Here is a 20,730-nt window from a genome sequence, read left to right on the forward strand (position 1 = left end):
GTCAGCGACCGGGGTCCAGCCGCGTGCGGACGCGGCCCTTCAGCACCACGCGGTCGCCCTTGTCGGTGACGTTGTAGCTGTTGGCCTGGGTGCTGCCCTGGGGCGCCGTGCCGGCGATGCCGGAATTGCCGCTGACCTCGCCCGTGCGCATGTCGATCAGCGCTTGGGGCGCGTCGAAGGCGTAGCCCTCGGCGCTGGTGATCTTCACCTCGTCCGACAGCAGCAGGGTGTGCTCGGTCTCGCGATAGACGCCGGTCTTGGCCGTGGCCTGGGTGGGATCGGGCGCGCCGTAGCCGCGCACCAGCAGCGGGGCGGTCAGCCGCACCAGGTTCTGGTCCTTGGCGTCGCGCTCGGCGTGCTGGGCGGTGATCAGGAAGGCGCGGCCGTCCTTCAGCACGCCCGTGAAGCGCGGCTTGTTCAGCACCAGGGGCGTGTCGGCCGCCTGGGTCTGAAGCTTGTTGGAGGCGAAGGTCCGCAGCGACGCTTGGCCGACCACGGCCACGCCGACGCCGACCGCGAAGACGGCCAGGGCGAAGCGCAGGCGACGGACCGGCGCCCGGCGGCGATTGCGGGCCCGTTCTGCGGCGCTTTCAGTTGGGGGGACGGCGGAAGCGCCATCGGTCTGGGTGAGCATTTGGGGAATGGATAATCCTACGCCGCCATTCGCCCAAGACCTTTGTTTTCCGGTGCGCGGTCCTGGCGCATGTATTTGGCTCGCAGATGGCGTCGGCTGAGGCCTCGTCAAGTGCGGGCGCCACGTGTGTTGTTTACGTCACCGAAGCGCGTGATGATCCGCGCCATGTTCGATCGACCCACGCAGCACAAGGATTTCGGCGTCTTCCTGCCGGTGGCGAACGGCGGCTGGATCGTCTCCAAGACCACGCCCACGCTGGACGGGCTGTACGCCCAGAACCGGGCCGCGGCGATCACGGCCGACCAGGTCGGCATGGATTTCGTGATGTCGATGGGCAAGTTCCGCGGTTTTGGCGGCGAGACCGACCACTGGGGGACCTCGCTCGAGTCGGTGACGCTGATGGCCGCCATCGCCGAGGCGACCAAGCGCGTGCGCATCTGGGCCACGGTGCATCCGCTGCTGCAGAACCCGGCCGTGGCCGCCAAGATGGTCGCCACCTTGGACCATATCAGCGGCGGCCGGGCGGGACTGAACATCGTCGCCGGGGCCTACAAGGCCGAGTTCGACCAGATGAGCGCCTGGGACGATTCGCTGACGCACGACGACCGCTACGGCGTGGCCGAGGAGTGGACGACCATCGTCAAGCGCCTCTGGACCGAGGACAGCGTCGACTTCGCCGGCAAGTATTTCACGATGAAGGACTGCCAGTCGCGGCCCAAGCCGTTGTCCAAGCCGCGTCCCGAACTGATCTGCGCGGGGATGTCGGATCGCGGCTTCCAGTTCTCGGTGCGCGAGGCCGACGCCTGCTTCATCGGCGGCCGGTCGCGCGAAGAACACCGCGAGGCTTCGCGCCGCGCCAAGGCCCTGGCCGCGGCCCTTGGCAAGAGCGTCCGCACCTACGCCATGTGCACGATCATCCACGCCGAGAGCGACGCCGGGGCCGAGGCCCTGGTGCGCCGCTATGCCGAGGGCGCGGACATGGGCGCGATCCTGTCGATGCTGGCCAGCTGGGGCGTGCCGGCCGATCGCCTGGACGCCGTGGCGCAGAAGCAGGGCGCGTTCATGACCCAGACCATGGTCGGCTCACCGGCCACCTGCCGCGAGCAGGTCGAGGCCTTCATGACCGAGTGCGAGCTGGACGGGCTGATGCTGATCTTCCCGGACTATGTGGAGGGGCTGTCGATGTTCGGATCCGAAATTCTGCCTCACCTGCGGTCGGTGTTCTCGTGAACCTTGAAAACTGGATCGCGCCCGACCGCACGGCGCTGCTGATCGTCGACATGCAGGTCGATTTCGCCTTGCCCGAGGGGCTGACCGGTCAGTGGGGCCTGGACCTCTCGACTGTGCCGGCGGCCCTGGCGGCGGCCGAGCGTCTGGCGGCCGCGGCCAGGGCATCGGGCGTCCCGGTGGCGTTCACGGGCCTGTTCACGACGCCGGAGACCGACTCCGACGCTTGGGACGAGCGGATGCGCCGGCGCGGCGCCGACCCCGAGGCGGGTCCGACGCTCTGCCGCGTGGGCTCGCCGGGTAGCGACTTCGTCGGGCCCCGGCCCGAGGCGGGCGAACCGGTCTTCCGCAAGACCCGCTACAGCCCGTTCTGGGACACCGACATCGATGCATGGTTGAAGGCGATGGAGGTCGACACCCTGGTGATCGCCGGCCTGACGACCGAGTGCTGCGTGGCCGACACCGCCAAGGACGCCTTCAACAACGACTACCACGTGTTCGTCGCCGTCGACGCCTGCGCGGCCTATGAGCCGGACCTGCACGCCGTGGCGCTGAAGATGATGGACCTGAACACCGCGATCCTGACCGACACAGCCAGCGTCGCCGCCGCGTGGGACGCATGATGGTCAGCCAAGCGGATCGGGACGCGATCGCCGCCGCCATCGATGAGAATGAGCTGACCGAACTGGCCCTGACCCTGGGCAACATTCCCAGCCGTTCGGGCCAGGAGCGCGAGGCTGGCGACTTCGTCCACGACTGGATGGCTCGCGAGGGCTTCTCGCCGCGCAAGGTCGGGGCGACGGAGGATCGGTTTAACGTCATCGGGACGTATGGCGGCCTGGGAGTGGGAAAGAACCTGCTGTTCACCGCCCACCTCGACACCGAAAGCCCGACCCGCGACCCCGACCTCGACGTCCACAAGTACAGCCCGGCCACCCTGGCCGATCCGGAGTGGGAGACGTGCTGGCTCGAGGACGGCGAGCTGCGCGGCTATCCGATCGCCAATGATCGCGGGCCGATGAGCTGTTTCCTGATCGCAGCCAAGGCGCTGAAGGCCGCCGGCTACGGCCTGGCCGGGAAGATGTACCTGACCGCCTGCCCGGGTGAGATCGGGCCCGAGCCGATCGAGCAACATCGCGGCATCGCCTATCTCGGCAAGGACATCGGCGCCCACTACCTGTTCCACCACGGCGGCGTCGCGCCCGACTACGCCATCGCCGCCGAGGGCTGCGACTTCGGCTGGACAAGCGTCGGCTGCGGCTATGCGGTGTTCCGCCTAAGGCTCTGGGGTGAGGGGACCTTCACCCCGCTGCTGCGCCATCCGGAAGCCGCCGGCGACCATCCGAACCCGATCTACCGCGTTGGCAAGCTGACCGACGCCATCCACGCCTGGACCCGCGATTGGGAGGCGGCCAGCCGCTACGAAAGCGCCGGCGGGATCGCCGAGCCCAAGGCGCAGCTGTGCGCCATCCGGGGCGGCGTGCCGTTCCAGTTCGGCGATGGAACCGAGGTGGTCAGCCTCTATCTGGAAGTAGGTCTCAACCCGTGCCAGAAGGCCGCCGACGTTCAGCACGCCCTGGAGGCCATGGCCCGCGCGGCCGGTGTCGGGCGGGTGGAGGTCGAGGCGATGGTCGTGCGCCATGGCTTCGAGGCCGACGCCGCCGAGGTCGCGCCGCTGGTTGGGGCGGTCGATGTCGCCACGCGGCTGGGCCTGGGCCACGCCGTCGAGCGCGCCAACCCGGTCTATTCCAGCATGTGGCGCGACCACAATGTCTTCAACATGCACCGCGTGCCGGCGATCACCACCGGTCCGCGCCGCTGGCGGCCCAAGCCCAAGGACCTGGCCGACAGCGCCCTGGTCTACGCGCTGACAGCGCTGGAGATCTGCGGGCGAGCCGAGTTGCGCGAGGCGGCGAAGGGCTCGTCGGTCTATCCGGACAATCCATTCGGCGCGTAACCCCGCATCGGCTCCATCGCCGCGCGGATATCGTCCTCCAGCATCCACAGGCGGTCCTGGCCCCAGTGCGCGGGCTGGCCGCTGACCCGGAAGCTGGGCGCGCCCCACAGGTCCGCGTCCAGCAGGGCGGCACGATTGGTCTCGACCCGATCGCGCCAGGTCTCATCGGCCAGGGCGGCGGCGGTTTGGGCGTCGGAGAGGCCCGCGCTGCGGGAGACGGCGTAGAGGCCTTTGTCTTCCGCCAGAGCGATCCCGTCGGCGAAGGCGGCCTTCAGGCCCAGCTCGGCGAACTGTTCGCCCAGGCCAAGCTCGAGGGCGTGATGCAGCACCGCCAACGCGCGCTCGGCGCCGGCTCCGACAGGATCGACGATCTTGCCGAACGGCAGGCCCAGGCGCTCGGCCTCACGCTTGCAGTCCAGGGCGATGTAGAGGGTCTTCACCCGCGGCACGGCCAGGCCCCGCATGACCATCGGCAGGATGGGGCGCAGCGCCAGCGTCGCGCTGTAGGCCTGGGCCAGCTGGCGAATTCGCGGCAGGACCAGCCAGGAATAGGGGCTGCGGAACGAGAACCACAGCTCGATGGTCGGCGCCGCCTGGCCCAGGGGCGGGCTTAAGGTCGGCTCCAGGGCCGGAGCCAGCGGCGGCGTCCCTGCCTCGCGGTCCAGACCCCGGTCGGCCAGGCGGCGCTCCAGCCAGCCCAGGCGATCGACGCCCCAGAACCACTCGCCTTCGAAATGGAACATGCCGCCCAGATAATGGCCGAGGTCGGCGCGTTGGCGCTCGCCGGCGATCAGGATGTCGTCGACCAGGCGCGGGTCCTGGCCGCTGGCCCAGGCCGCCATGCCCTCCAAGGTGCGGGTGTCGCCGGACCACAGCGCCGCTCCGGCCGCCGAGGCGACCTCCTCGAACCTGCCACGCTCCAGGGCGTCGGCCAGCACGATCTCCAGCCGCCGGACGGCCTCGGGATTGGGTAGAGCGGCCTTGGCGGGGAAGCCCAGGCCTCGGGCGCGGGCCAGACGGGCGGCGTCGCGCAGGCCGTAGATCCGCAGGCGCTCGCGGTCAGGCGCGGCCGAATCCTCGGGTGGCGGGACCAGCCAGGTGACGACCTCGACGTCGTAGCGGGCTCGCAGGCGCGGCAGCATCTGGGCCGCCAGGTGCGAATAGGGATCGTCGGCCTGGTGGAAATAGCGGACGGTCGGCCGTTCTCCGCGCAGCTTCGCGCCGAAGGCGGCGGCGTCGCGCGCCAACCGCCGGCGAGTCGGGCTGGTCAGGGCGGCGGTCACGCCACGCATGAGGATGGTGCGCAGGGACAAGGCGGTGGCCTCCTAGTGTCGGGAGGATGACATCTAGCGGCACGATGAATGTCAATATATGCTTCGAAGCTCGATAGGGGAGGCGCGTGATGAAGGCCTGGAAAGGGCTCCTGGCCGTGGGCGGAGGGCTGGTCGTCGCCAGCGCCGTCGCGTGGCATTTTCGCACCGACCTGATCATCCAGATCGCCAGGGCCAAGCAGCCCAAGACGGAAGCCAACCATTCAGTGACCTGGGCCAAGGGGCCTGACGTAGCGCCGGCGGAGGGGCAACGTCCGCCGAACGTGGTGTTCATCCTGGCCGACGACCTGGGCTACAACGACATCACCCTGAACGGCGGCGGCGTCGCGGGCGGGACCGTGCCGACGCTCAGCATCGACTCGATCGCCCACCAGGGCGTGACCTTCGCCAACGGCTACAGCGGCAACGCCACCTGCGCCCCGTCGCGGGCGGCGATCATGACCGGACGCTACGCCACCCGCTTCGGCTTCGAGTTCACGCCCACGCCGACAGCCTTCTCGCGCGTGGTCGGCGGCCATGGCGGCGACACGCTGCACCCGGCCCACTTCAACAAGGACCAGGTCAAGAACGCGCCCAAGGACGACAACACCGAGGCGGTGCCCTCGACCGAGATCACCATCGCCGAGGCGCTGAAGACGCGTGGCTATCACACCATCCACCTGGGCAAGTGGCACCTGGGCGGGGTGAAGGGCTCGCGGCCCGAGGACCAGGGCTTCGACGAGAGCCTGGGCTTCATGGCCGGCGCCTCGATGTTCGCGCCGGCAGGCGACCCGTCCGTCGAGGAGTCGCGCCAGGACTGGGACCCGATCGACAAGTTCCTGTGGGGCGTGAAGCCCTATGCGGTGCAGTTCAATGGCAGCAAGCCGTTCAAGCCCGCCAGCTACATGACCGACTACCTGACGGACGAGGCGGTCAAGGCGATCGACGCCAACAGGGCCCGCCCGTTCTTCCTGTACCTGGCCTACAACGCCGTCCACACGCCGCTGCAGGCCCCCAAGGCCGACTACGACGCCCTGACCCAGATCAAGGACCACCGGATGCGGGTCTATGCCGCCATGGTCCGCAACCTGGATCGCAACATCGGCCGGGTGCTGCAGGCGCTGAAGGACAAGGGCCTGGACGACAACACCCTGGTGATTTTCACCTCCGACAACGGCGGCGCGAACTATATCGGCCTGCCCGACATCAACCGGCCGTATCGCGGCTGGAAGGCGACCTTCTTCGAGGGCGGCATCCACGTGCCGTTCCTGCTGCGCTGGCCCAACCAGCTGCCGGCGGGCGCGGTGTATCGCAGCCCCGTGGGCCATGTGGACATCTTCGCCACCGCTGCCGGGGCGGCCGGCGCCACCGCGCCCAAGGACCGGGTGATGGACGGCGTCGACCTCGTCCCGTTCGTGAAGGGCCAGGCTGGCGGTGATCCGCACAAGGCCATCTACTGGCGCTCTGGCCGCTACAAGACCGTGCTGGCCGGCGGCTGGAAGCTGCAGGTGGCGCAGGAGCCCAACCGGGTCTGGCTGTTCGACCTGAACACCGACCCGACCGAGCGCCACGACCTGAGCAAGGCCCAGCCCGAGAAGCTGCGCGAGTTGCAGGCGACCCTGGCCCAGCTGGACGGCCAGATGGTCAAGCCTGCCTGGCCATCGCTGGTCTCGGGGGCCTTCTATATCGACCATCCCGGCGGCCAGAAGCCCAAGCCCAGTGACGAGTACGTCTATTGGGACAACTGAGGGCGGTCTCGGTTCTGGCGGTCCTGACGCTGGCGGGCTGTAGCCAGCCGACGCCCAAGGCTTGCCTGGCCAACCTGCCGGTCGCTGATCCCGCCCACCGCACGGCAGGCATGGTCCGGCTGGCCGGCGGCGACTTCCTGATGGGCGCGGCGCCGCTGCGGGCCGAGGAAGGGCCGCCGCAGTCCGTCAAGGTCGCGCCGTTCTGGATCGATCGGACAGAAGTCACCAATGCCGCCTTCGCGCGGTTCGTGGAGACCACGGGCTATCGCACCGTGGCCGAACGACCGCTCGACCCCGCGCGCTACGCCCATTTGTCGGCGGCGCAGCGGCGTCCGGCCTCGCTTGTCTTCGCCGGGGGGACGAAGGCGGCGAGGTCGGACGATCCCTCACAATGGTGGCAGGTGGTGCCCGGCGCTGACTGGCGGCATCCGACGGGGCCGCGTTCGAGCATCAAGGGCAAGGACGCCTGGCCCGTCGTCCACATCGCCTGGGAAGACGCCATGGCCTACGCCAGGTGGCTAGGCCGCGACCTGCCGACCGAGGCGGAATGGGAGTACGCCGCGCGCGGCGGCCTGGCGGGCAAGCGCTACGGCTGGGGTGACCAGCCCCAGGACGCGGCCCATCCGAAGGCCAACACCTGGCAGGGGCCGTTCCCGGCGCAGGATCTGGGGACCGACGGCTACAAGGCCAGTCCCGCGCCGGTCGGCTGCTATCCGCCCAACGGCTATGGCCTGGTCGACATGGCCGGCAATGTCTGGGAGTGGACCAAGGACTGGTTCCGGCCGGGCCTGGAGTCCGCCGAGGTGGTCGAGACCGGCGGTCCGCCGCAAATCCGGGCGCTGGACCCCGACGAGCCGACGACACCCAAGCATGTAGTCAAGGGCGGCTCGTTCCTGTGTACGGACGACTTCTGCTTCCGCTACCGGCCGGCGGCGCGCACGCCGGGGCCGCCCGACAGCGGGGCTTCACACGTCGGCTTCCGCACGGTGCTGAGGGACTAGTTCAGCGCTCCGGCCAGTTCGGGCTTCCACATCCGATCGTCATTGTGCAGCTCGCGCGGCTCGTAGCCGTGGGCCGGACGGGTGCGGATGTTCAGCTGGCCGGCCAGGCCCGCTTTCCGGTGGTGCTCGATGGCGTGCATTTCGGGCGAGACGGCCATGGCCTGGAAGGCGGCCAGGGACGGGTACTCGGCCAGGGCCACGGCGTCCCAGAGGTCGTCGACCTCGCCCAGGAGCAGGCCGGTGACCGCGCCGCTGTAACGGATTCGCCCGCCCAGGGCCTCGATCAGACCCGTGACGACCGCGCCGTAGCGGCCATAGGCCTCGCGGCCCGACAGCTCGGCGTCCGAGCCGTCGGCATACTCCGCCTTCTCCTTGAACTTCAACAGGTTGACCATCACGAACGGACCGTCGTCGGGCGCGCCGAAGAAGTCCTCGAACTGGTCGGAAGAGGGGAAGACGGCGTTGGTGACCTTCATTCAGCGGGCTCCGCGAACGCTTTGGGCCAGACTGTGAGCGGTCTGGTCCTCAAAGCGGGGTAACGGTGAAATCACACGGTTTCCAGGGCGTCCGAACTGGAAACGGGTAGGGACCCGGCCAGGGCGTCCAGCAGGGCGGCGATCTCGCCCGGGCTGTCCTCCTGCACGAAGTGGCCGCCCTTCAGCGTGGTGTGGGCGACTTTCTTGGCGCCGGGCACGCGGCTCTGGAATACGGTCTCGCCGCCGCGGGTAATCGGGTCAGCGTCGCTGAAGGCGGTGACGAAGGGCTTCTCGTAGCGCTCCAGCACGGCCCATGCCGCCTTGTTCTCGGCCACCGAGGCGTGCTCGGGCGTGATCGGCACCAGAGCTGGGAAGATCCGCGCGCCTTCCTTGTAGGCCTCGTTGGGGAAGGGGGCGTCGTAGGCGGCGCGCTCGGCGTCGGAGAGGTCGCGCGCCGTGCCGCCGTTCAGGATGAAGCCGATCGGTAGCTCGGGCGTGTTCTGGCTGAAGTTCAGCCAGGCCTCGAAGCCCTCGCTCTTGCCCGAACCGACCGGCAGGCCGGTGTTGGACACGACCACGGCCGAGAACCGCTCGGGGAAGGCCGCGACCAGCCGCAGGCCGATCAGCCCGCCCCAGTCCTGGCAGAACAGCACGATGTCGGTCAGCTCGTTGCGGACCAGCCAGTCGCTCATCCACGCCACGTGGCGCTCATAGGTGTAGTCGTAGCGCGAAGCCGGCTTGTCGGAGCGGCCAAAGCCCACCAGGTCCGGCGCGATGGCCCGGCGGCCACGCTCCGTCAGGCCCGCGATCACGTGGCGGTACAGATAGGCCCACGACGGCTCGCCATGCATCAGCAGGATCGGGCGCTGATCCTTGGGGCCCTCGTCGACATGGTGGATGCGCAGTGTCGTGCCGTCGGCGTCGAACACCGGGGTGTAGCGCGGCGCATAGGACCAGTCGGCCAGCCCCTCGAACCGATCATCCGGCGTCCGCAACACGTCCATGCACGTTCCTCCCATCCGCTCGACGGATTCATATTGACACTACGAGTGTCATTATGTGGTGATCAGGTCAATACGGGAGGCGGATATGCGCAAGGTCTGGATCGGGCTGGGCGTTCTGGGCGGCGTCGCGGTGCTGCTCGCGGGCGGCGGCTGGCTGTTGCGCGGTCGCCTGGCCGAGACGGCGATGAGCAAGGTCTATGAGCAGGTCCTGGTGGGCGACCCCATCGCGGCGTTGCCGGACGGGCTGCATGTCGGCCTGTGCGGCTCGGGCTCGCCGATGGCCGACCCGACGCGGACCGGGCCCTGCGTGGCGGTGGTGGCGGGCAAGGACCTGTTCGTCGTCGACTCCGGGCCGGGCTCGACCCGCAACCTGCTGCTGATGAACCTGCCGCCGCCGCGCGTCAGCGACGTCTTCATCACCCACTATCACTCCGACCACATCGGCGACCTGGGCGAGCTGATGCTGCAACGCTGGGCCGCCGGGGCGGCGCATCAGCCGCTGCCGATCCATGGCCCGCCGGGCCTGGAGCAGGTGGTGAAGGGCTTCCAGGACGCCTACACGCTGGATCGCGGCTATCGCATCGCCCATCACGGCGAGACCGTCGCGCCGCTGTCGGGCTTCGGCGGAACGCCGCACGCTTTCACGGCCGATCCGAAAGCGCCCGACGTGCTGGTGCTGGAGAAGCCGGGCCTGAAGGTCTGGGCCTTCCCGGTGGCGCACCATCCGGTGGAAGGCGCGGTCGGCTATCGCTTCGAATACAAGGACCGCAGCGTCGTCATCAGCGGCGACACCGGGCCGTCCGAACACCTTGTCCAGGCGTCGAAGGGCGTCGACCTGCTGGTGCACGAAGGCCTGGCCCCGAACCTGGTGGCCGACCAGCGCAAGGTCGCCCTGGCGGCGGGACGCGACAACTACGCCCGCATCTTCCACGACATCCTCAGCTACCACACCCCGCCGGAGGTGGCCGCGCGCGAGGCCAAGGAGGCCGGGGTCAAGGCGCTGCTGTTCTACCATATCATCCCGCCCGTTCCGGTGCGCGCGCTGGAGGGGCCGTTCCTGGGCCGCTCGCAAGCGATCTTCGACGGACCGCTGAAGGTCGGACATGACGGCGACTTCGTCTCGCTGCCGGTTGGGGGCACCGACATCAAGTGGTCCAACCGCCTGAACCTCCTGCCGTTTTGAGTGGCCGACCGCGCGCGGGCGGTCTAATCAAAACGAAAAGCAGGGAGAAGCAGCTCAGTGAGCTCCGCCGCGCGCCAAGGTCGTCCAGGAGCCGAGCCCGAGGCTCCCGCCACGGACGGTCGTCACAGGCGCTCGCAAGACAGCCGGGCCCGCATCGTCGTCGCCATGCTGGAGCTGGTGCGCGAGGGCGATCCGTCGCCTTCGGCCGAGCTGGTCGCCACCCGCGCCGACGTGGGTTTGCGCACGGTCTTCCGTCACTTTAAGGACCTCGAGAGCCTGTATCGCGAGATGTCGGCTGCGATCGAGGCCGAGCTGATGGCCCTGGTCCACACGCCGTTCAAGGGCGAGACCTGGCGCGAGCGGGTGCTGGAACTGGTCGAGCGTCGCGGCGGGGCCTACGAGAAGGTCGGGCCGTTCAAGCGCGCCTCGGAAGCCCACCGCCATCATTCGCCGGCCCTGGCCCTGGACAACGCCAAGATGGTTGAGATCTCGCGCGAGATCCTGCGCCGCCAACTGCCGCCCGAACTGGCCAAGGACCGCGTCCGCTTCGAGGCCATCGACCTGATGCTCAGCTTCGACGCCTGGAACCGGCTGCGCCGCGATCAGGAGCTGTCGCCCAAGCGCGCGACCGAGGTGCTGCAGTCGGTGATCGACGCCCTGCTGGACGCGCCGCTGGAAGACTAGGATTTCCGGGGGTGGGACGCCGGTCGGAGCTGCTCAATTCCCCGACCGGCAAGTTCGTCGACGGTAAGGGGCTGCCGACGTCCTCCACTCCGTAGACGTCTCTGCAAACGTTCGCCCTCCAGGCGATTTTCACTCAATTTGGGTTTTTCCGTTCAAGCCTTGCGGGGCGGCTCCTGTCACATCCTGGCAGCAGCGCGCACGTACCGTCCTTGTCAGGGCCGGGTGGAACACCGAAGTTCTGGGAACGTTGTCGTCGCCAGGGCTCAAGCTTGGCCCGCGGCTTCCCGCAGGAGTGCTCATGACCCCGGACGACATGCCCGCGATGACTTTCGCGGAGACCTCGGTTGAAGGGCTGGTTGACCGCTACCGCCTGGTGCGCCAGCGCACCGAGGCCCTGGCCGCGCCGCTGTCGCCCGAGGACCAAGCAGCCCAGTCGATGCCGGACGCCAGCCCGACCAAGTGGCACCGGGGCCATACGACCTGGTTCTTCGAGACCTTCCTGCTGATCCCGTTTCTGCCGGGTTACGCGGTCTATGACCCGACGTTCGGCTATCTGTTCAATTCCTACTACGAGGCCGTCGGCCCGCGTCAGCCGCGCCCGCAGCGGGGCCTCCTAACCCGTCCGTCGGCCCAGGCCGTCGGCGCCTATCGCGCCCATGTCGATGCGGCCATGGTCCGCCTGTTGGAAGGCCCGCTGACGCCGGAGATCCGTGAGCGGGTCGAGCTGGGCTTGAACCACGAGGAGCAGCACCAGGAGCTGATCCTGATGGACATCCTGCACCTGTTCGCCCAGTCGCCGCTGAGCCCTGCCTATCAGTCCGGCGTCGCGCCGGTCCGTCCGGACGCCGGTCCGCAGCGTTTCCACCGCTTCGCCGGCGGTCTGGTCGAGATCGGGGCCTGCGAGGCGGGTTTCGCCTTCGACAACGAGCGCCCGCGCCACAAGACCTATGTCGCGCCGTTCCGCCTGGCCGATCGCCTGGTGACCAACGGCGAGTGGCTGGCCTTCATCGAGGCCGGCGGCTACGGCCGCGCCGACCTGTGGCTGTCGGAAGGCTGGGCCAAGGTCAATGAAGAGGGCTGGGACGCGCCGGGCTACTGGCGTCGCGACGAGACCGGCGCCTGGACCACCATGACCCTGCGCGGCCGCCATCCGGTCGATCCGAACGCGCCCGTCGTCCATGTCAGCTACTATGAGGCCGCCGCCTACGCCGCCTGGTCGGGCCGTCGCCTGCCGACCGAGGCCGAGTGGGAGGCCGCCGCCACCGCCTCGGGCATGACCGCGATGCGGCAGCTCTACGGTGCGACCTGGCAGTGGACCGCCAGCGCCTACAGCCCCTATCCCGGCTTCAAGCCCGGTCCTGGCGCGCTGGGCGAGTACAATGGCAAGTTCATGGTCAGCCAGATGACCCTTCGCGGGGGCTGTGAAGCCACGCCGCCCGGTCACACGCGGGCGACCTATCGCAACTTCTTCCATCCCGGCAGCCGCTGGATGTTCGCCGGCCTGCGCCTGGCCGACGACGACCGTCTGGTCGAGGTCAAACCGGGCGACAGCTTCCTGGACGAGGCGATCGCGGGCCTGTCGGCCACGCCCAAGACCCTGCCGGCCAAGTACTTCTACGACGCCGAAGGCTCGCGCCTGTTCGAGGCGATCTGCGAACTGCCGGAATACTACCTGACCCGCACCGAGACGGCGCTGCTGCGCAAGATCGCGCCCGAGATCGCCGTGCGCATCCCGGACGGCGCGGCCCTGGTCGAGTTCGGCAGCGGCGCCAGCACCAAGACCCGCATCGTGCTGGACGCCGCGCCGCAGATCGCCGTCTACGCGCCGATCGACATCAGCCCAAGCGCGCTGGACGAAGCCGCCGCCAGCCTGCGCCAGGCCTATCCGAAGCTGAAGGTCGCCCCGCTGGTCGACGACTTCACCAAGGCCATGACCCTGCCCGAAGGCGCCAAGGGCCACACGCCCGTCGGCTTCTTCCCCGGCTCGACCATCGGCAACTTCGCGCCGGACGAGGCCGAGGCGCTGCTGCGCCAGGCGCGGACACTGCTGGGCGAGGGTTCGCTGTTCATCGTGGGGGCCGACGTCGCCAAGGATCCGGCGGTGCTGATCCCGGCCTATGACGACGCCCAAGGCGTTACGGCGGCGTTCAACCGCAATGTCCTGGTCCACATCAACCGCGAGCTGGGCGGGACGTTCGATCCCGAGGCCTTCGCCCACAAGGCTGTGTGGAACGCGAGCGAGAGCCGGATCGAGATGCATCTGGAGAGCAAGCGCGACCAGATCGTCATGGTCGGCGACTATGGCTTCCGGTTCGCCGCCGGCGAGACCATCCACACCGAGAACTCGTACAAGTACCCGGCCGAGGCCTTCGAGCAGATCGTCATGCGCGCCGGCTGGACCGTGGCTCAGCGTTGGGTCAGCGAGGACCCGACCTTCGCGGTCTACGCCCTCACGGCTTGAGGCAGGCTGCCATATACGCGCGAAAACGCGCCGGCTCCGAAGATCGGGACCGGCGCGTGAAGTTCGTTTCCGCCGCTCTGGTTAGAGAGCGCGTTCGCCGGGACGACCGCCACGCGAGGACGAACCGCCCTTGCGTCCGGCGTTGGCCGCCAAGTCTCGATCCTTGGCGAAGCTGCGCTTTTCGCTGGGCACGCTAGCTCCGCCCTTCCTAGCGATTTCGCGGCGGCGTTCCGGGTCCATGGCGGCGAAACCGCGACGACCGCGGGGACGTTCGCTATCGATGTCCATGTGGGGCTCCTAGTCGGACTGGTCTCAAGGCGGACGAGCTAAGACGCGGCGCCATAGGGACGGTCGTCCCCTGGATCGACCGGCGGCGAGGTGGGGGGCTCCTCGACGGGGACGACACCGGGCTCATACTCGGGCGGTTTAGGCTCGGGCGGGGGCGGGGTGTCTGGGTCGGTCACTGGTGTCGTTTCCTGCGCGTTCCGGTGAAGTAACCAGCGAACGCGCTTTCGGTTCACGGGGTTATCACACTAATTACGCCGCACCGGGACGGACCGGCCGTTAAGGAGTCGTCGGAGAATGGCCCGCAAGTCCAAGCAGATGGTCGATCGCGCGGCGTCTCACTGGCGTCTGGCCGCCGGTTTCGCGGCCGGAATTATCGCCTGGAGCGCGGCGAAATATTTTGGCGCGCCGAAGGGATCGCACCTGTTGCTGGGCTGGGACAGCGCCGCGCTGGTCTATCTGTTCACCACGTGGTTGCTGTTTCTCAAGGCCGACGAGGCAGAGGTTCGCCTGCGCGCCGCCCAGGAGGACGAGGGCGTGCCGGTCCTGCTGCTGATCGTGCTGGCCGCCATCGCCGCCAGCCTGGGGGCTGTGGTCGACGCCATGATCGCCGCCAGGCCCGCCGCCGACGCGACCAAGGCCTTCATCGGCGCCTGCGCCGGCGTGACCCTGGTGCTGTCGTGGCTGGTGCTGCAGTCGGCCTTCGTCCTGCACTACGCCCACCGCCATTTCGGCGACGGCAAGGGCAAGGGCGGCATCGGCTTTCCGGGCGAGCCGCCGACCAGCTACATGGACTTCGCCTACCTGGCCTTCAGCGTGGGGGCGACCTTCCAGGTCTCGGACAACAGCATCCTGACCAGCAAGCTGCGCCGCCTGGTCACCGCCCACGCCGCTGCGGCCTATTTCTACAACACCGCCATCCTGGCCCTGGGCATCAACATCATCGCCAGCCTGGTCGGGGGCTAGCCGGGGCGACCCATGCCGCCGCCACCGCCGGGGCTTCCACGGCCCCCACGACCGCCGCCGCCACGGCCCATCCCGCCGCCCTTGCCCTTGTTGCCCTTGGCGCCGGGGCGCAGGCCGGTCTGCGCGGGGGTCTTGGGCAGTTCTTCCAGCTTCAGGACGCCGTCCTTGTCGGTGTCGAGCAGGGCGAAGCGGGTCTTAGCGGCCTTGGTCGCCTCGTCCTTGGTGATGCGGCGATCGAAATTGCCGTCCGAGGCCATGACCGGCTCGGGCTCGGCGATCAGGCCAAACAGCGCCGCGCCCTGCAGGACGTTGGTGCCCTGCGGGCGTCGGCGCGGGGCGTCATCGCTGCCGCCATCCTCGCCCGGGCCCTGGCCCATCGGTCCGCGCCGCATCGAGCCGGGCGCCGCGCCGCCCACGATCTCGGGCGCGATGCGGGTTTCGTAGTTGGAGACCTCGAAGCCGTCGATGACGCCGTTCTTGTCGGCGTCGACCACGGCGAAGAAGCGCAGGGCGTCGGCCACGAACTCGTCGCGGCTCAGCGCGCCGTCATGATTGGCGTCGGCGCCGTCGAACCACGCCTTGACCGGGTAGGGGACGCCCGGCGGCGCGCGGAAAGGCTCGCCGGCCGGGCTTATGAACAGCTGCGGGCCGCTCATGGGACCCGGACCCTCATGGGGAGGTCCGCCATGCCCGCGCGGCCCCTCTCCACGCCCCTCCGGCGGCGCGGAGGCGCAGGCGGCGAGCGAGGCGGCGAGGATGGCGGTCAGGGCGAGCGAGCGAAGGGTCATGCGCGGGGTCTCCAGTCAGCCAAGCTTTGAAGCCCGCCAGAATGTCCTCGCGATGTCAGGCTTGGCCGTGGGACTTGCGCGGGCGCAACATTCGCCCCGGTTCGGCCGCAAAGCGCCGCCGAACCTTGCCTTCCGCTATCAGGCCGGCAGGAAGACGCAGGCGCGCAGGCCGCCGCTGGTGCGGTTGTGCAGGGTGACGTCGCCGCCGTGGGCGCGGGCCAGGGAGCGGACGACCGCCAGGCCCAGGCCGATGCCGCCGGTCTCGCGGTTGCGCGAGGGCTCGCCGCGATAGAAGGGCTCGAACACCCGTTCCTGCTCGTTGGCGGGGATGCCGGGACCGTCGTCCTCGATCTCGATGATGGCCATGTGGCCCTCGGCATAGACCCGGCCCCGGGCCACGCCGCCGTACTTCAGGGCGTTGTCGACCAGGTTGGCGACCAGGCGCTTCAGCGCCACCGGATCACCCTCGATCACCACCTTTTCCGAGCGGTCGACGGTGGTGTCGCCGCCGGTTTCGGCCGCTTCGTCCATCACGCTTTCCAGCAGCGAGGACAGCTCCAGCTTGGTGCGCTCGGCCGGGCGGCTGGTGTCGCGCACGAAGCCCAGGGTGGCGGCGATCATCGCCTCCATCTGGTCGATATCGGCAGCCAGCTTGGGCCGCACGTCGTCGGGCGTGGCCTCGATGCGGAACTTCAGACGGGTCAGCGGCGTGCGCAGGTCGTGGGCGATGGCCCCGACCATGGCCGTGCGGTCCTCGACGTAGCGACGCAGGCGTTCCTGCATCATGTTGAAGGCCGTGACGGCGGCCAGCACCTCGCTGGAACCGGTCATGTTCAGCGGCGGCGTGCGCGGGTCCTTGCCCAGGCGCTCGGCGGCGTCGGCGAAGGCGGTGATCGGCTGGGCCAGGCGACGGGCGAACAGCCAGGCCAGCGGCGTGACGGCGGCCACCGACAGCAACAGGATCAGCAGCACGCGCTGCTGCCAGCTGTCGAAGCGCAAGAACGTCGGCTTGGGCTCGACGACCAGCCAATGGCCGTCGCTCTGGCGGATACCAAGCTTGAAGTCGCCGAACATCAGCTGCTCGTCCTTGCCCTGCGGCTTGCCGCCAGGCTCGCGGGCGAATGGCTCGCGCGCCCCCCGCGGTGGCCCATCGGGCTTGGGCGGGGTGACCGGCTGGCGGCGCACGAAGAAGCGCGGGCCGTTGTCGATCTGGATCTCGATGCGATTGACCGGCACGTCGAGCAAACGGCTCATCTCGGCCTTGAACTCGGCGCGGCGAGGGTTGTCGGGGCCGATGGCGCGGACCGAGCCGTGATGCCGGATCACCAGGAGGCGGCCGTCGCGCGTCGGCACGGACTGGCCCGTCTTGAGGGCGCGCGCGATCTCGCTGGTCCGGTAGAACTCCGGCGGAGGCGGGGGCAGGTTGAAGATAACCGCGATCGAGATCAGCTGGGCCGCCACCAGGGTGATGATGACGAGCCCCAGGGCCTGGACGAACAGCGGCGCGCCGCGCCGGAGCAGAGTCATGGGGTGCGGACGACCTTGGCGGTGAACATGTAGCCTTCGCTGCGGATCGTGCGGATCAACTCGCTGCCGCCGCCGTCGTCCAGCTTGCGGCGAAGACGGCTGATCTGGACGTCGATGGCGCGGTCATAGGCGTCGCTGTCGCGGCCTCGGGCCAGGTCCAGCAGCTGGTCGCGGGTCAGCACCCGCTGCGGGCGCTCGACGAAAGCGCGCAGCAGCGAGAACTCGCCGCTGGAGAGGTTCACGACCACCGACTGCGGCGAGCGCAGTTCGCGGCGCACCAGGTCCAGGCGCCAGCCGGCGAACTCGCAGGCTGCGCCCATGGCGTCGTCGACGGCGCGCGGCTCCTGGCGGCGGCGCAGCACGGCGCGGACGCGGGCCAGCAGTTCGCGCGGATTGCAAGGCTTGGGCAGGTAGTCGTCGGCGCCCAACTCCAGGCCGACGATACGGTCGGTCTCTTCGCCCATGGCCGACAGCATAATGATCGCCGGGCCGTCGGCGCCGGCCGACAGGCGGCGGCAGATGGCCAGGCCGTCTTCGCCAGGCAGCATGACGTCCAGCACGATCAGGTCGATCGGGCCGCGCGCCAGGACCTGCTCCATGGTCCGGGCGTCCTGGGCGGTCTCGACCGCGTAGCCGTGGCGGGTGAGGAAGTCGGAGACGACGTCGCGGATACCGGGGTCGTCATCGACGATCAGGATGCGCGGAGCCGCACCCCGCGGTGCGTCGACGTCACTTTGGCCAATGGCCCCTGGGACGGTGTTCTGGACATTTTCCATGCGTCGTTCCTGTCACGCCCCCGTCACGCTCAGATTTCACGCCTGAAACAGCGACGCAACCCGGTCGTGCGATCTGATGTCGCACCGACGGCGCGCCTTCCCCCACCCTGGCGCGTCGACGGCATTGAGACCTGGTCCGTTTTAGCCCCCCTTGAGCGGACCGGGTCTTGATGACCATCCTAGCCGGGCGAGTGGTTCTTGGGCGCCTGGTAGCCGGCCCCTTGCGCCTGCATCGCCGCGACCACGCGGTCAGCCACGAACGGATTGCTGCGGCGCTCGGCCCCGAAGGTCGACATCGGCCCGTGGCCCGGCACGAAGCGCACTTCGTCGCCCAGCGGCCACAGTTTCTGGGTGATCGAGTCGATCAGGTCCTGGTGGTTGCCGCGGGGAAAGTCGGTCCGGCCGATCGAGCCCTGGAACAGCACGTCGCCGACCTGGGCGAACTTGGTCTCGCGATGGAAGAACACCACGTGGCCGGGCGTGTGGCCGGGGCAATGGAAGACCTCCCACTCGGTCTCGCCCAGGGTGACGGTGTCGCCGTCCTGCAGCCAGCGGTCGGTGACGAAGATCCGCGCCTCGGGCATGCCGTACATCTCGCCGGACTGCTGGATCTGGTCGATCCAGAACTGGTCGTCCTGGTGCGGGCCCTCGATCGGCACGCCGGTGCGGACCTTCAGCTCGGCGGCGCCGCCGGCATGGTCCATGTGGCCGTGGGTGATCCAGATCTTCTCCAGGGTCAGGCCCTTGTCGGCCAGGGCCTTGAGCAGGCGGTCGACCTCGCCGCCCGGATCGATCACGGCGGCCTTCATGGTCTTGGCGCACCAGACGATCGTGCAGTTCTGCTGCAGCGGGGTGACCGGGGCGATCACGGCGCCGATGGGCATGGTCATTAAGTGACCTCTAGAAAAAGGGCGGGCAAAAGAAAAGGGCGGGAGCCGAAGCGCCCGCCCTCTCTGACCTAAAGCCTAGTGGCCGCAGATCAAGATCATTCCGCGCCGGGCAGGCCGGTGGGCGGAGCGTCGTCGTCCAGTTCGTGGACTTCGCCGCGCAGGCCCTTGCCGACATGGCTCTTGCGGAAGCCGTAGGCGAAGTAGATCACGAGGCCGATCGCGCCCCAGACGGGCAGCACGGCCATCGCCTCGAAGGGCAGGTTGAAGTACAGCACCGCGCAGCCGAGCATGGCGATCGGGGCGATGACCCACACCAGCGGCGTACGGAACGGACGCGGACGGTTCGGATCCTTCACGCGCAGCACCATTACGGCGATCGACACCATGAAGAAGGCGAACAGCGTGCCCGAGTTCGAGATGTCGGCCAGCTGACCCACCGGGAAGAAGGCGGCGGCGATGGCGACGCAGACGCCGGTGAAGATGGTGACGATGTAAGGCGTCTTCCACTTCGGGTGGATCGTGGCGAAGCTCTGCGGCAGCAGGCCGTCGCGGGCCATGACGAAGAAGATTCGGGTCTGACCGTAGATCATCATCAGGATGACCGAGGGCAGGGCCAGGTTGGCGGCCAGGCCCAGCAGGTTGCCCAGGACCGGGAAGTTGATCTGGCGCAGGACGTGGGCCAGGGCCTCGTTCGAGCAGACCAGCTGGTCCTTGTTGGCGGCCAGGTTACAGGCGGCGGTGAAGGCGGCCGAGCCCGGCTGGACGACCGAGCCGTCGATGCCGTGCACCGGCTGAGCGCCGACGGCGCCGATCGCGCCCGCGGCGACCAGCAGATAGAAGACTGTGCAGAGGGCCAGCGAGCCGATCAGGCCGATCGGGACGTTGCGCTGCGGGTTCTTGGTCTCTTCGGCGGCCGTCGAGACGGCGTCGAAGCCCACGTAAGCGAAGAAGATCGAGGCGGCGGCGCCGATCACGCCCATGCCGCTGGTGCCGGCCGGGCCGGTCCAGCCGTTGGGGGTGAAGGGCGAGAAGTTGCCGGTCTTCAGGACCGGCAGGGCCATGATGACGAACACCGTCAGGGCGGTGACCTTGATGGCCACCAGCACGGCGTTGACGCGGGCGCTTTCGGTGGTGCCGATGACCAGCAGGGCGGTCACGGCCAGGGCCACGATGATGGCCGGGACGTTGACGATGCCGGCGCTGAAGTCGGCGACCGGCATGAAGCCGTTCATCGACCAGGCGGGACCGTGTCGCAGGGCGTCAGGCCAGTGGAAGCCAAGCGCATTCTCGATCAAACCGAGGAAGTAGCCCGACCAGCCGACCGACACGGCCGAGGCCGCCACGGCGTATTCCAGGATCAGCGCCCAGCCGACCATCCAGGCCAGCAGTTCGCCCATGACGGCGTAGGAATAGGTGTAGGCCGAGCCCGAGACGGGGACCATCGAGGCCAGTTCGGAGTAGCAGAGCGCGGCGAAGGCGCAGACGGCGCCGGCGATCACGAAGGACCACATCATGCCCGGGCCGGCCTTCTGGGCGGCGGCGGCGGTCAGAACGAAGATACCCGTACCGATGATCGCGCCGACACCCAGCAGCGTCAGCTGGATGGGACCAAGCGAGCGGTGAAGGGATTTTTTCTCAGCCGTCGCTAGGATCGCATCAAGCGATTTAACGCGCCACATAGTTCCTCCTGATAGGCAAGACTCCCCCGGGGGTCGCCTTTAGAAAATTTTGCGGACCGTGACCCGTTTATGAGCATGGGGTCAAGGTCGAGCAGCGGATGCGCGTAAATGTTCTCCGCGCCCGTGCCTAGTCC

Annotated in this window: 20 protein-coding genes; 9 read left to right on the plus strand and 11 right to left on the minus strand. The window is 68.9% G+C overall.

Going from position 1 to position 20,730, the window contains the following annotated elements; translation table 11 throughout:
• Position 1: 1 nt before the first annotated feature.
• Positions 2-634, minus strand: a complete 633-nt coding sequence (gene lptC, locus AC1RR5_RS05865; RefSeq protein WP_492920183.1) for an LPS export ABC transporter periplasmic protein LptC — start codon at positions 632-634, stop codon at positions 2-4.
• A gap of 165 nt (positions 635-799) precedes the next feature.
• Between lptC and AC1RR5_RS05870 the strand changes: the two genes are divergently transcribed.
• From AC1RR5_RS05870 to AC1RR5_RS05880, 3 genes are read left to right on the plus strand one after another with little or no spacing between them, the layout of a single operon-like run.
• The gene (locus AC1RR5_RS05870) at positions 800-1,864 is read left to right on the plus strand and encodes an LLM class flavin-dependent oxidoreductase (protein ID WP_492920569.1); all 1,065 of its coding nucleotides are present in this window, start codon (positions 800-802) and stop codon (positions 1,862-1,864) included.
• A complete protein-coding gene (locus AC1RR5_RS05875) occupies positions 1,861-2,484 on the plus strand; it encodes a cysteine hydrolase family protein (protein WP_492920184.1) in 624 nt (207 codons plus the stop codon). The genes AC1RR5_RS05870 and AC1RR5_RS05875 overlap by 4 nt, the downstream gene beginning before the upstream one ends.
• Positions 2,484-3,818, plus strand: a complete 1,335-nt coding sequence (locus AC1RR5_RS05880; RefSeq protein ID WP_492920185.1) for a zinc-binding metallopeptidase family protein — start codon at positions 2,484-2,486, stop codon at positions 3,816-3,818. The genes AC1RR5_RS05875 and AC1RR5_RS05880 overlap by 1 nt, the downstream gene beginning before the upstream one ends.
• Here AC1RR5_RS05880 and AC1RR5_RS05885 read toward each other — a convergent pair.
• Entirely contained in the window at positions 3,791-5,110 is a 1,320-nt protein-coding gene (locus AC1RR5_RS05885) for a DsbA family protein (protein ID WP_492920570.1), read from the minus strand. The genes AC1RR5_RS05880 and AC1RR5_RS05885 overlap by 28 nt on opposite strands.
• Before the next feature lie 110 nt (positions 5,111-5,220).
• Between AC1RR5_RS05885 and AC1RR5_RS05890 the strand changes: the two genes are divergently transcribed.
• Together AC1RR5_RS05890 and AC1RR5_RS05895 are read left to right on the plus strand one after the other, a co-directional pair.
• Positions 5,221-6,876, plus strand: coding sequence for a sulfatase-like hydrolase/transferase (locus AC1RR5_RS05890; RefSeq protein ID WP_492920186.1), 1,656 nt, complete (start codon positions 5,221-5,223; stop codon positions 6,874-6,876).
• Complete coding sequence (locus tag AC1RR5_RS05895) at positions 6,864-7,877, plus strand: formylglycine-generating enzyme family protein (protein ID WP_492920187.1); 1,014 nt, start codon at positions 6,864-6,866, stop codon at positions 7,875-7,877. The genes AC1RR5_RS05890 and AC1RR5_RS05895 overlap by 13 nt, the downstream gene beginning before the upstream one ends.
• On the opposite strand, the gene AC1RR5_RS05900 is transcribed toward AC1RR5_RS05895, so the two are convergent.
• Entirely contained in the window at positions 7,874-8,353 is a 480-nt protein-coding gene (locus AC1RR5_RS05900; RefSeq protein WP_492920188.1) for a DUF1330 domain-containing protein, read from the minus strand. The genes AC1RR5_RS05895 and AC1RR5_RS05900 overlap by 4 nt on opposite strands.
• A gap of 71 nt (positions 8,354-8,424) precedes the next feature.
• On the minus strand, positions 8,425-9,357 hold the full coding sequence (locus AC1RR5_RS05905) for a haloalkane dehalogenase (protein ID WP_492920189.1): 933 nt from the start codon (positions 9,355-9,357) through the stop codon (positions 8,425-8,427).
• A gap of 85 nt (positions 9,358-9,442) precedes the next feature.
• Here AC1RR5_RS05905 and AC1RR5_RS05910 point away from each other — a divergent pair, with 85 nt between their 5' ends.
• The 3 genes from AC1RR5_RS05910 (at position 9,443) to egtB (ending at position 13,685) form a co-directional block, all read left to right on the plus strand.
• The gene (locus AC1RR5_RS05910) at positions 9,443-10,540 is read left to right on the plus strand and encodes an MBL fold metallo-hydrolase (RefSeq protein WP_492920190.1); all 1,098 of its coding nucleotides are present in this window, start codon (positions 9,443-9,445) and stop codon (positions 10,538-10,540) included.
• Between the two features lie 57 nt (positions 10,541-10,597).
• Entirely contained in the window at positions 10,598-11,224 is a 627-nt protein-coding gene (locus tag AC1RR5_RS05915) for a TetR/AcrR family transcriptional regulator (RefSeq protein WP_492920191.1), read from the plus strand.
• Positions 11,225-11,522: 298 nt separating this feature from the next.
• Positions 11,523-13,685 (plus strand): ergothioneine biosynthesis protein EgtB, encoded by a 2,163-nt coding sequence (gene egtB / locus AC1RR5_RS05920; RefSeq protein WP_492920192.1) that lies wholly within the window; start codon positions 11,523-11,525, stop codon positions 13,683-13,685.
• Positions 13,686-13,766: 81 nt separating this feature from the next.
• Here egtB and AC1RR5_RS05925 read toward each other — a convergent pair whose 3' ends face one another.
• Together AC1RR5_RS05925 and AC1RR5_RS05930 are read right to left on the minus strand one after the other, a co-directional pair.
• Positions 13,767-13,973, minus strand: a complete 207-nt coding sequence (locus AC1RR5_RS05925) for a con-10 family general stress protein (RefSeq protein WP_295105480.1) — start codon at positions 13,971-13,973, stop codon at positions 13,767-13,769.
• Between the two features lie 38 nt (positions 13,974-14,011).
• The gene (locus AC1RR5_RS05930) at positions 14,012-14,149 is read right to left on the minus strand and encodes a hypothetical protein (protein ID WP_492920193.1); all 138 of its coding nucleotides are present in this window, start codon (positions 14,147-14,149) and stop codon (positions 14,012-14,014) included.
• A gap of 118 nt (positions 14,150-14,267) precedes the next feature.
• On the opposite strand from AC1RR5_RS05930, the gene AC1RR5_RS05935 reads away from it, so the two are divergent.
• Positions 14,268-14,936 carry a DUF1345 domain-containing protein gene (locus tag AC1RR5_RS05935; protein ID WP_492920194.1) on the plus strand — a complete coding sequence of 223 codons (669 nt, stop codon included), beginning with the start codon at positions 14,268-14,270 and terminating at the stop codon, positions 14,934-14,936.
• Here AC1RR5_RS05935 and AC1RR5_RS05940 read toward each other — a convergent pair.
• The 5 genes from AC1RR5_RS05940 to AC1RR5_RS05960 all read right to left on the minus strand — a co-directional run bounded on the left by AC1RR5_RS05940 (position 14,933) and on the right by AC1RR5_RS05960 (position 20,596).
• Entirely contained in the window at positions 14,933-15,724 is a 792-nt protein-coding gene (locus tag AC1RR5_RS05940) for an EF-hand domain-containing protein (protein ID WP_492920195.1), read from the minus strand. The genes AC1RR5_RS05935 and AC1RR5_RS05940 overlap by 4 nt on opposite strands.
• 138 nt (positions 15,725-15,862) lie before the next feature.
• Positions 15,863-17,251, minus strand: a complete 1,389-nt coding sequence (locus tag AC1RR5_RS05945; RefSeq protein ID WP_492920196.1) for an ATP-binding protein — start codon at positions 17,249-17,251, stop codon at positions 15,863-15,865.
• Positions 17,248-18,027, minus strand: coding sequence for a response regulator (locus AC1RR5_RS05950; RefSeq protein WP_492920197.1), 780 nt, complete (start codon positions 18,025-18,027; stop codon positions 17,248-17,250). The genes AC1RR5_RS05945 and AC1RR5_RS05950 overlap by 4 nt, the downstream gene beginning before the upstream one ends.
• Positions 18,028-18,206: 179 nt before the next feature.
• Entirely contained in the window at positions 18,207-18,917 is a 711-nt protein-coding gene (locus tag AC1RR5_RS05955; protein WP_492920198.1) for an MBL fold metallo-hydrolase, read from the minus strand.
• A 95-nt stretch (positions 18,918-19,012) separates the two neighbouring features.
• A complete protein-coding gene (locus tag AC1RR5_RS05960; protein ID WP_492920199.1) occupies positions 19,013-20,596 on the minus strand; it encodes an amino acid permease in 1,584 nt (527 codons plus the stop codon).
• Between the last annotated feature and the right edge of the window lie 134 nt (positions 20,597-20,730).

The organism is Caulobacter sp. GW821-FHT11E11 (assembly GCF_058808315.1).

What these genes read in the sequence shown, in the direction of transcription:
- AC1RR5_RS05880 (WP_492920185.1), top strand. Translation starts at nt 2,484, where the DNA reads ATGGTCAGCCAAGCGGATCGGGACGCGATCGCCGCCGCCATCGATGAG.
- AC1RR5_RS05940 (WP_492920195.1), bottom strand. Translation starts at nt 15,724, where the DNA reads ATGACCCTTCGCTCGCTCGCCCTGACCGCCATCCTCGCCGCCTCGCTC.
- AC1RR5_RS05925 (WP_295105480.1), bottom strand. Translation starts at nt 13,973, where the DNA reads ATGGACATCGATAGCGAACGTCCCCGCGGTCGTCGCGGTTTCGCCGCC.
- AC1RR5_RS05890 (WP_492920186.1), top strand. Translation starts at nt 5,221, where the DNA reads ATGAAGGCCTGGAAAGGGCTCCTGGCCGTGGGCGGAGGGCTGGTCGTC.
- AC1RR5_RS05885 (WP_492920570.1), bottom strand. Translation starts at nt 5,110, where the DNA reads ATGCGTGGCGTGACCGCCGCCCTGACCAGCCCGACTCGCCGGCGGTTG.
- AC1RR5_RS05905 (WP_492920189.1), bottom strand. Translation starts at nt 9,357, where the DNA reads ATGGACGTGTTGCGGACGCCGGATGATCGGTTCGAGGGGCTGGCCGAC.
- AC1RR5_RS05960 (WP_492920199.1), bottom strand. Translation starts at nt 20,596, where the DNA reads ATGTGGCGCGTTAAATCGCTTGATGCGATCCTAGCGACGGCTGAGAAA.
- AC1RR5_RS05950 (WP_492920197.1), bottom strand. Translation starts at nt 18,027, where the DNA reads ATGGAAAATGTCCAGAACACCGTCCCAGGGGCCATTGGCCAAAGTGAC.
- egtB (WP_492920192.1), top strand. Translation starts at nt 11,523, where the DNA reads ATGACCCCGGACGACATGCCCGCGATGACTTTCGCGGAGACCTCGGTT.
- AC1RR5_RS05900 (WP_492920188.1), bottom strand. Translation starts at nt 8,353, where the DNA reads ATGAAGGTCACCAACGCCGTCTTCCCCTCTTCCGACCAGTTCGAGGAC.
- AC1RR5_RS05870 (WP_492920569.1), top strand. Translation starts at nt 800, where the DNA reads ATGTTCGATCGACCCACGCAGCACAAGGATTTCGGCGTCTTCCTGCCG.
- AC1RR5_RS05955 (WP_492920198.1), bottom strand. Translation starts at nt 18,917, where the DNA reads ATGACCATGCCCATCGGCGCCGTGATCGCCCCGGTCACCCCGCTGCAG.
- AC1RR5_RS05935 (WP_492920194.1), top strand. Translation starts at nt 14,268, where the DNA reads ATGGCCCGCAAGTCCAAGCAGATGGTCGATCGCGCGGCGTCTCACTGG.
- lptC (WP_492920183.1), bottom strand. Translation starts at nt 634, where the DNA reads ATGCTCACCCAGACCGATGGCGCTTCCGCCGTCCCCCCAACTGAAAGC.
- AC1RR5_RS05945 (WP_492920196.1), bottom strand. Translation starts at nt 17,251, where the DNA reads ATGACTCTGCTCCGGCGCGGCGCGCCGCTGTTCGTCCAGGCCCTGGGG.
- AC1RR5_RS05910 (WP_492920190.1), top strand. Translation starts at nt 9,443, where the DNA reads ATGCGCAAGGTCTGGATCGGGCTGGGCGTTCTGGGCGGCGTCGCGGTG.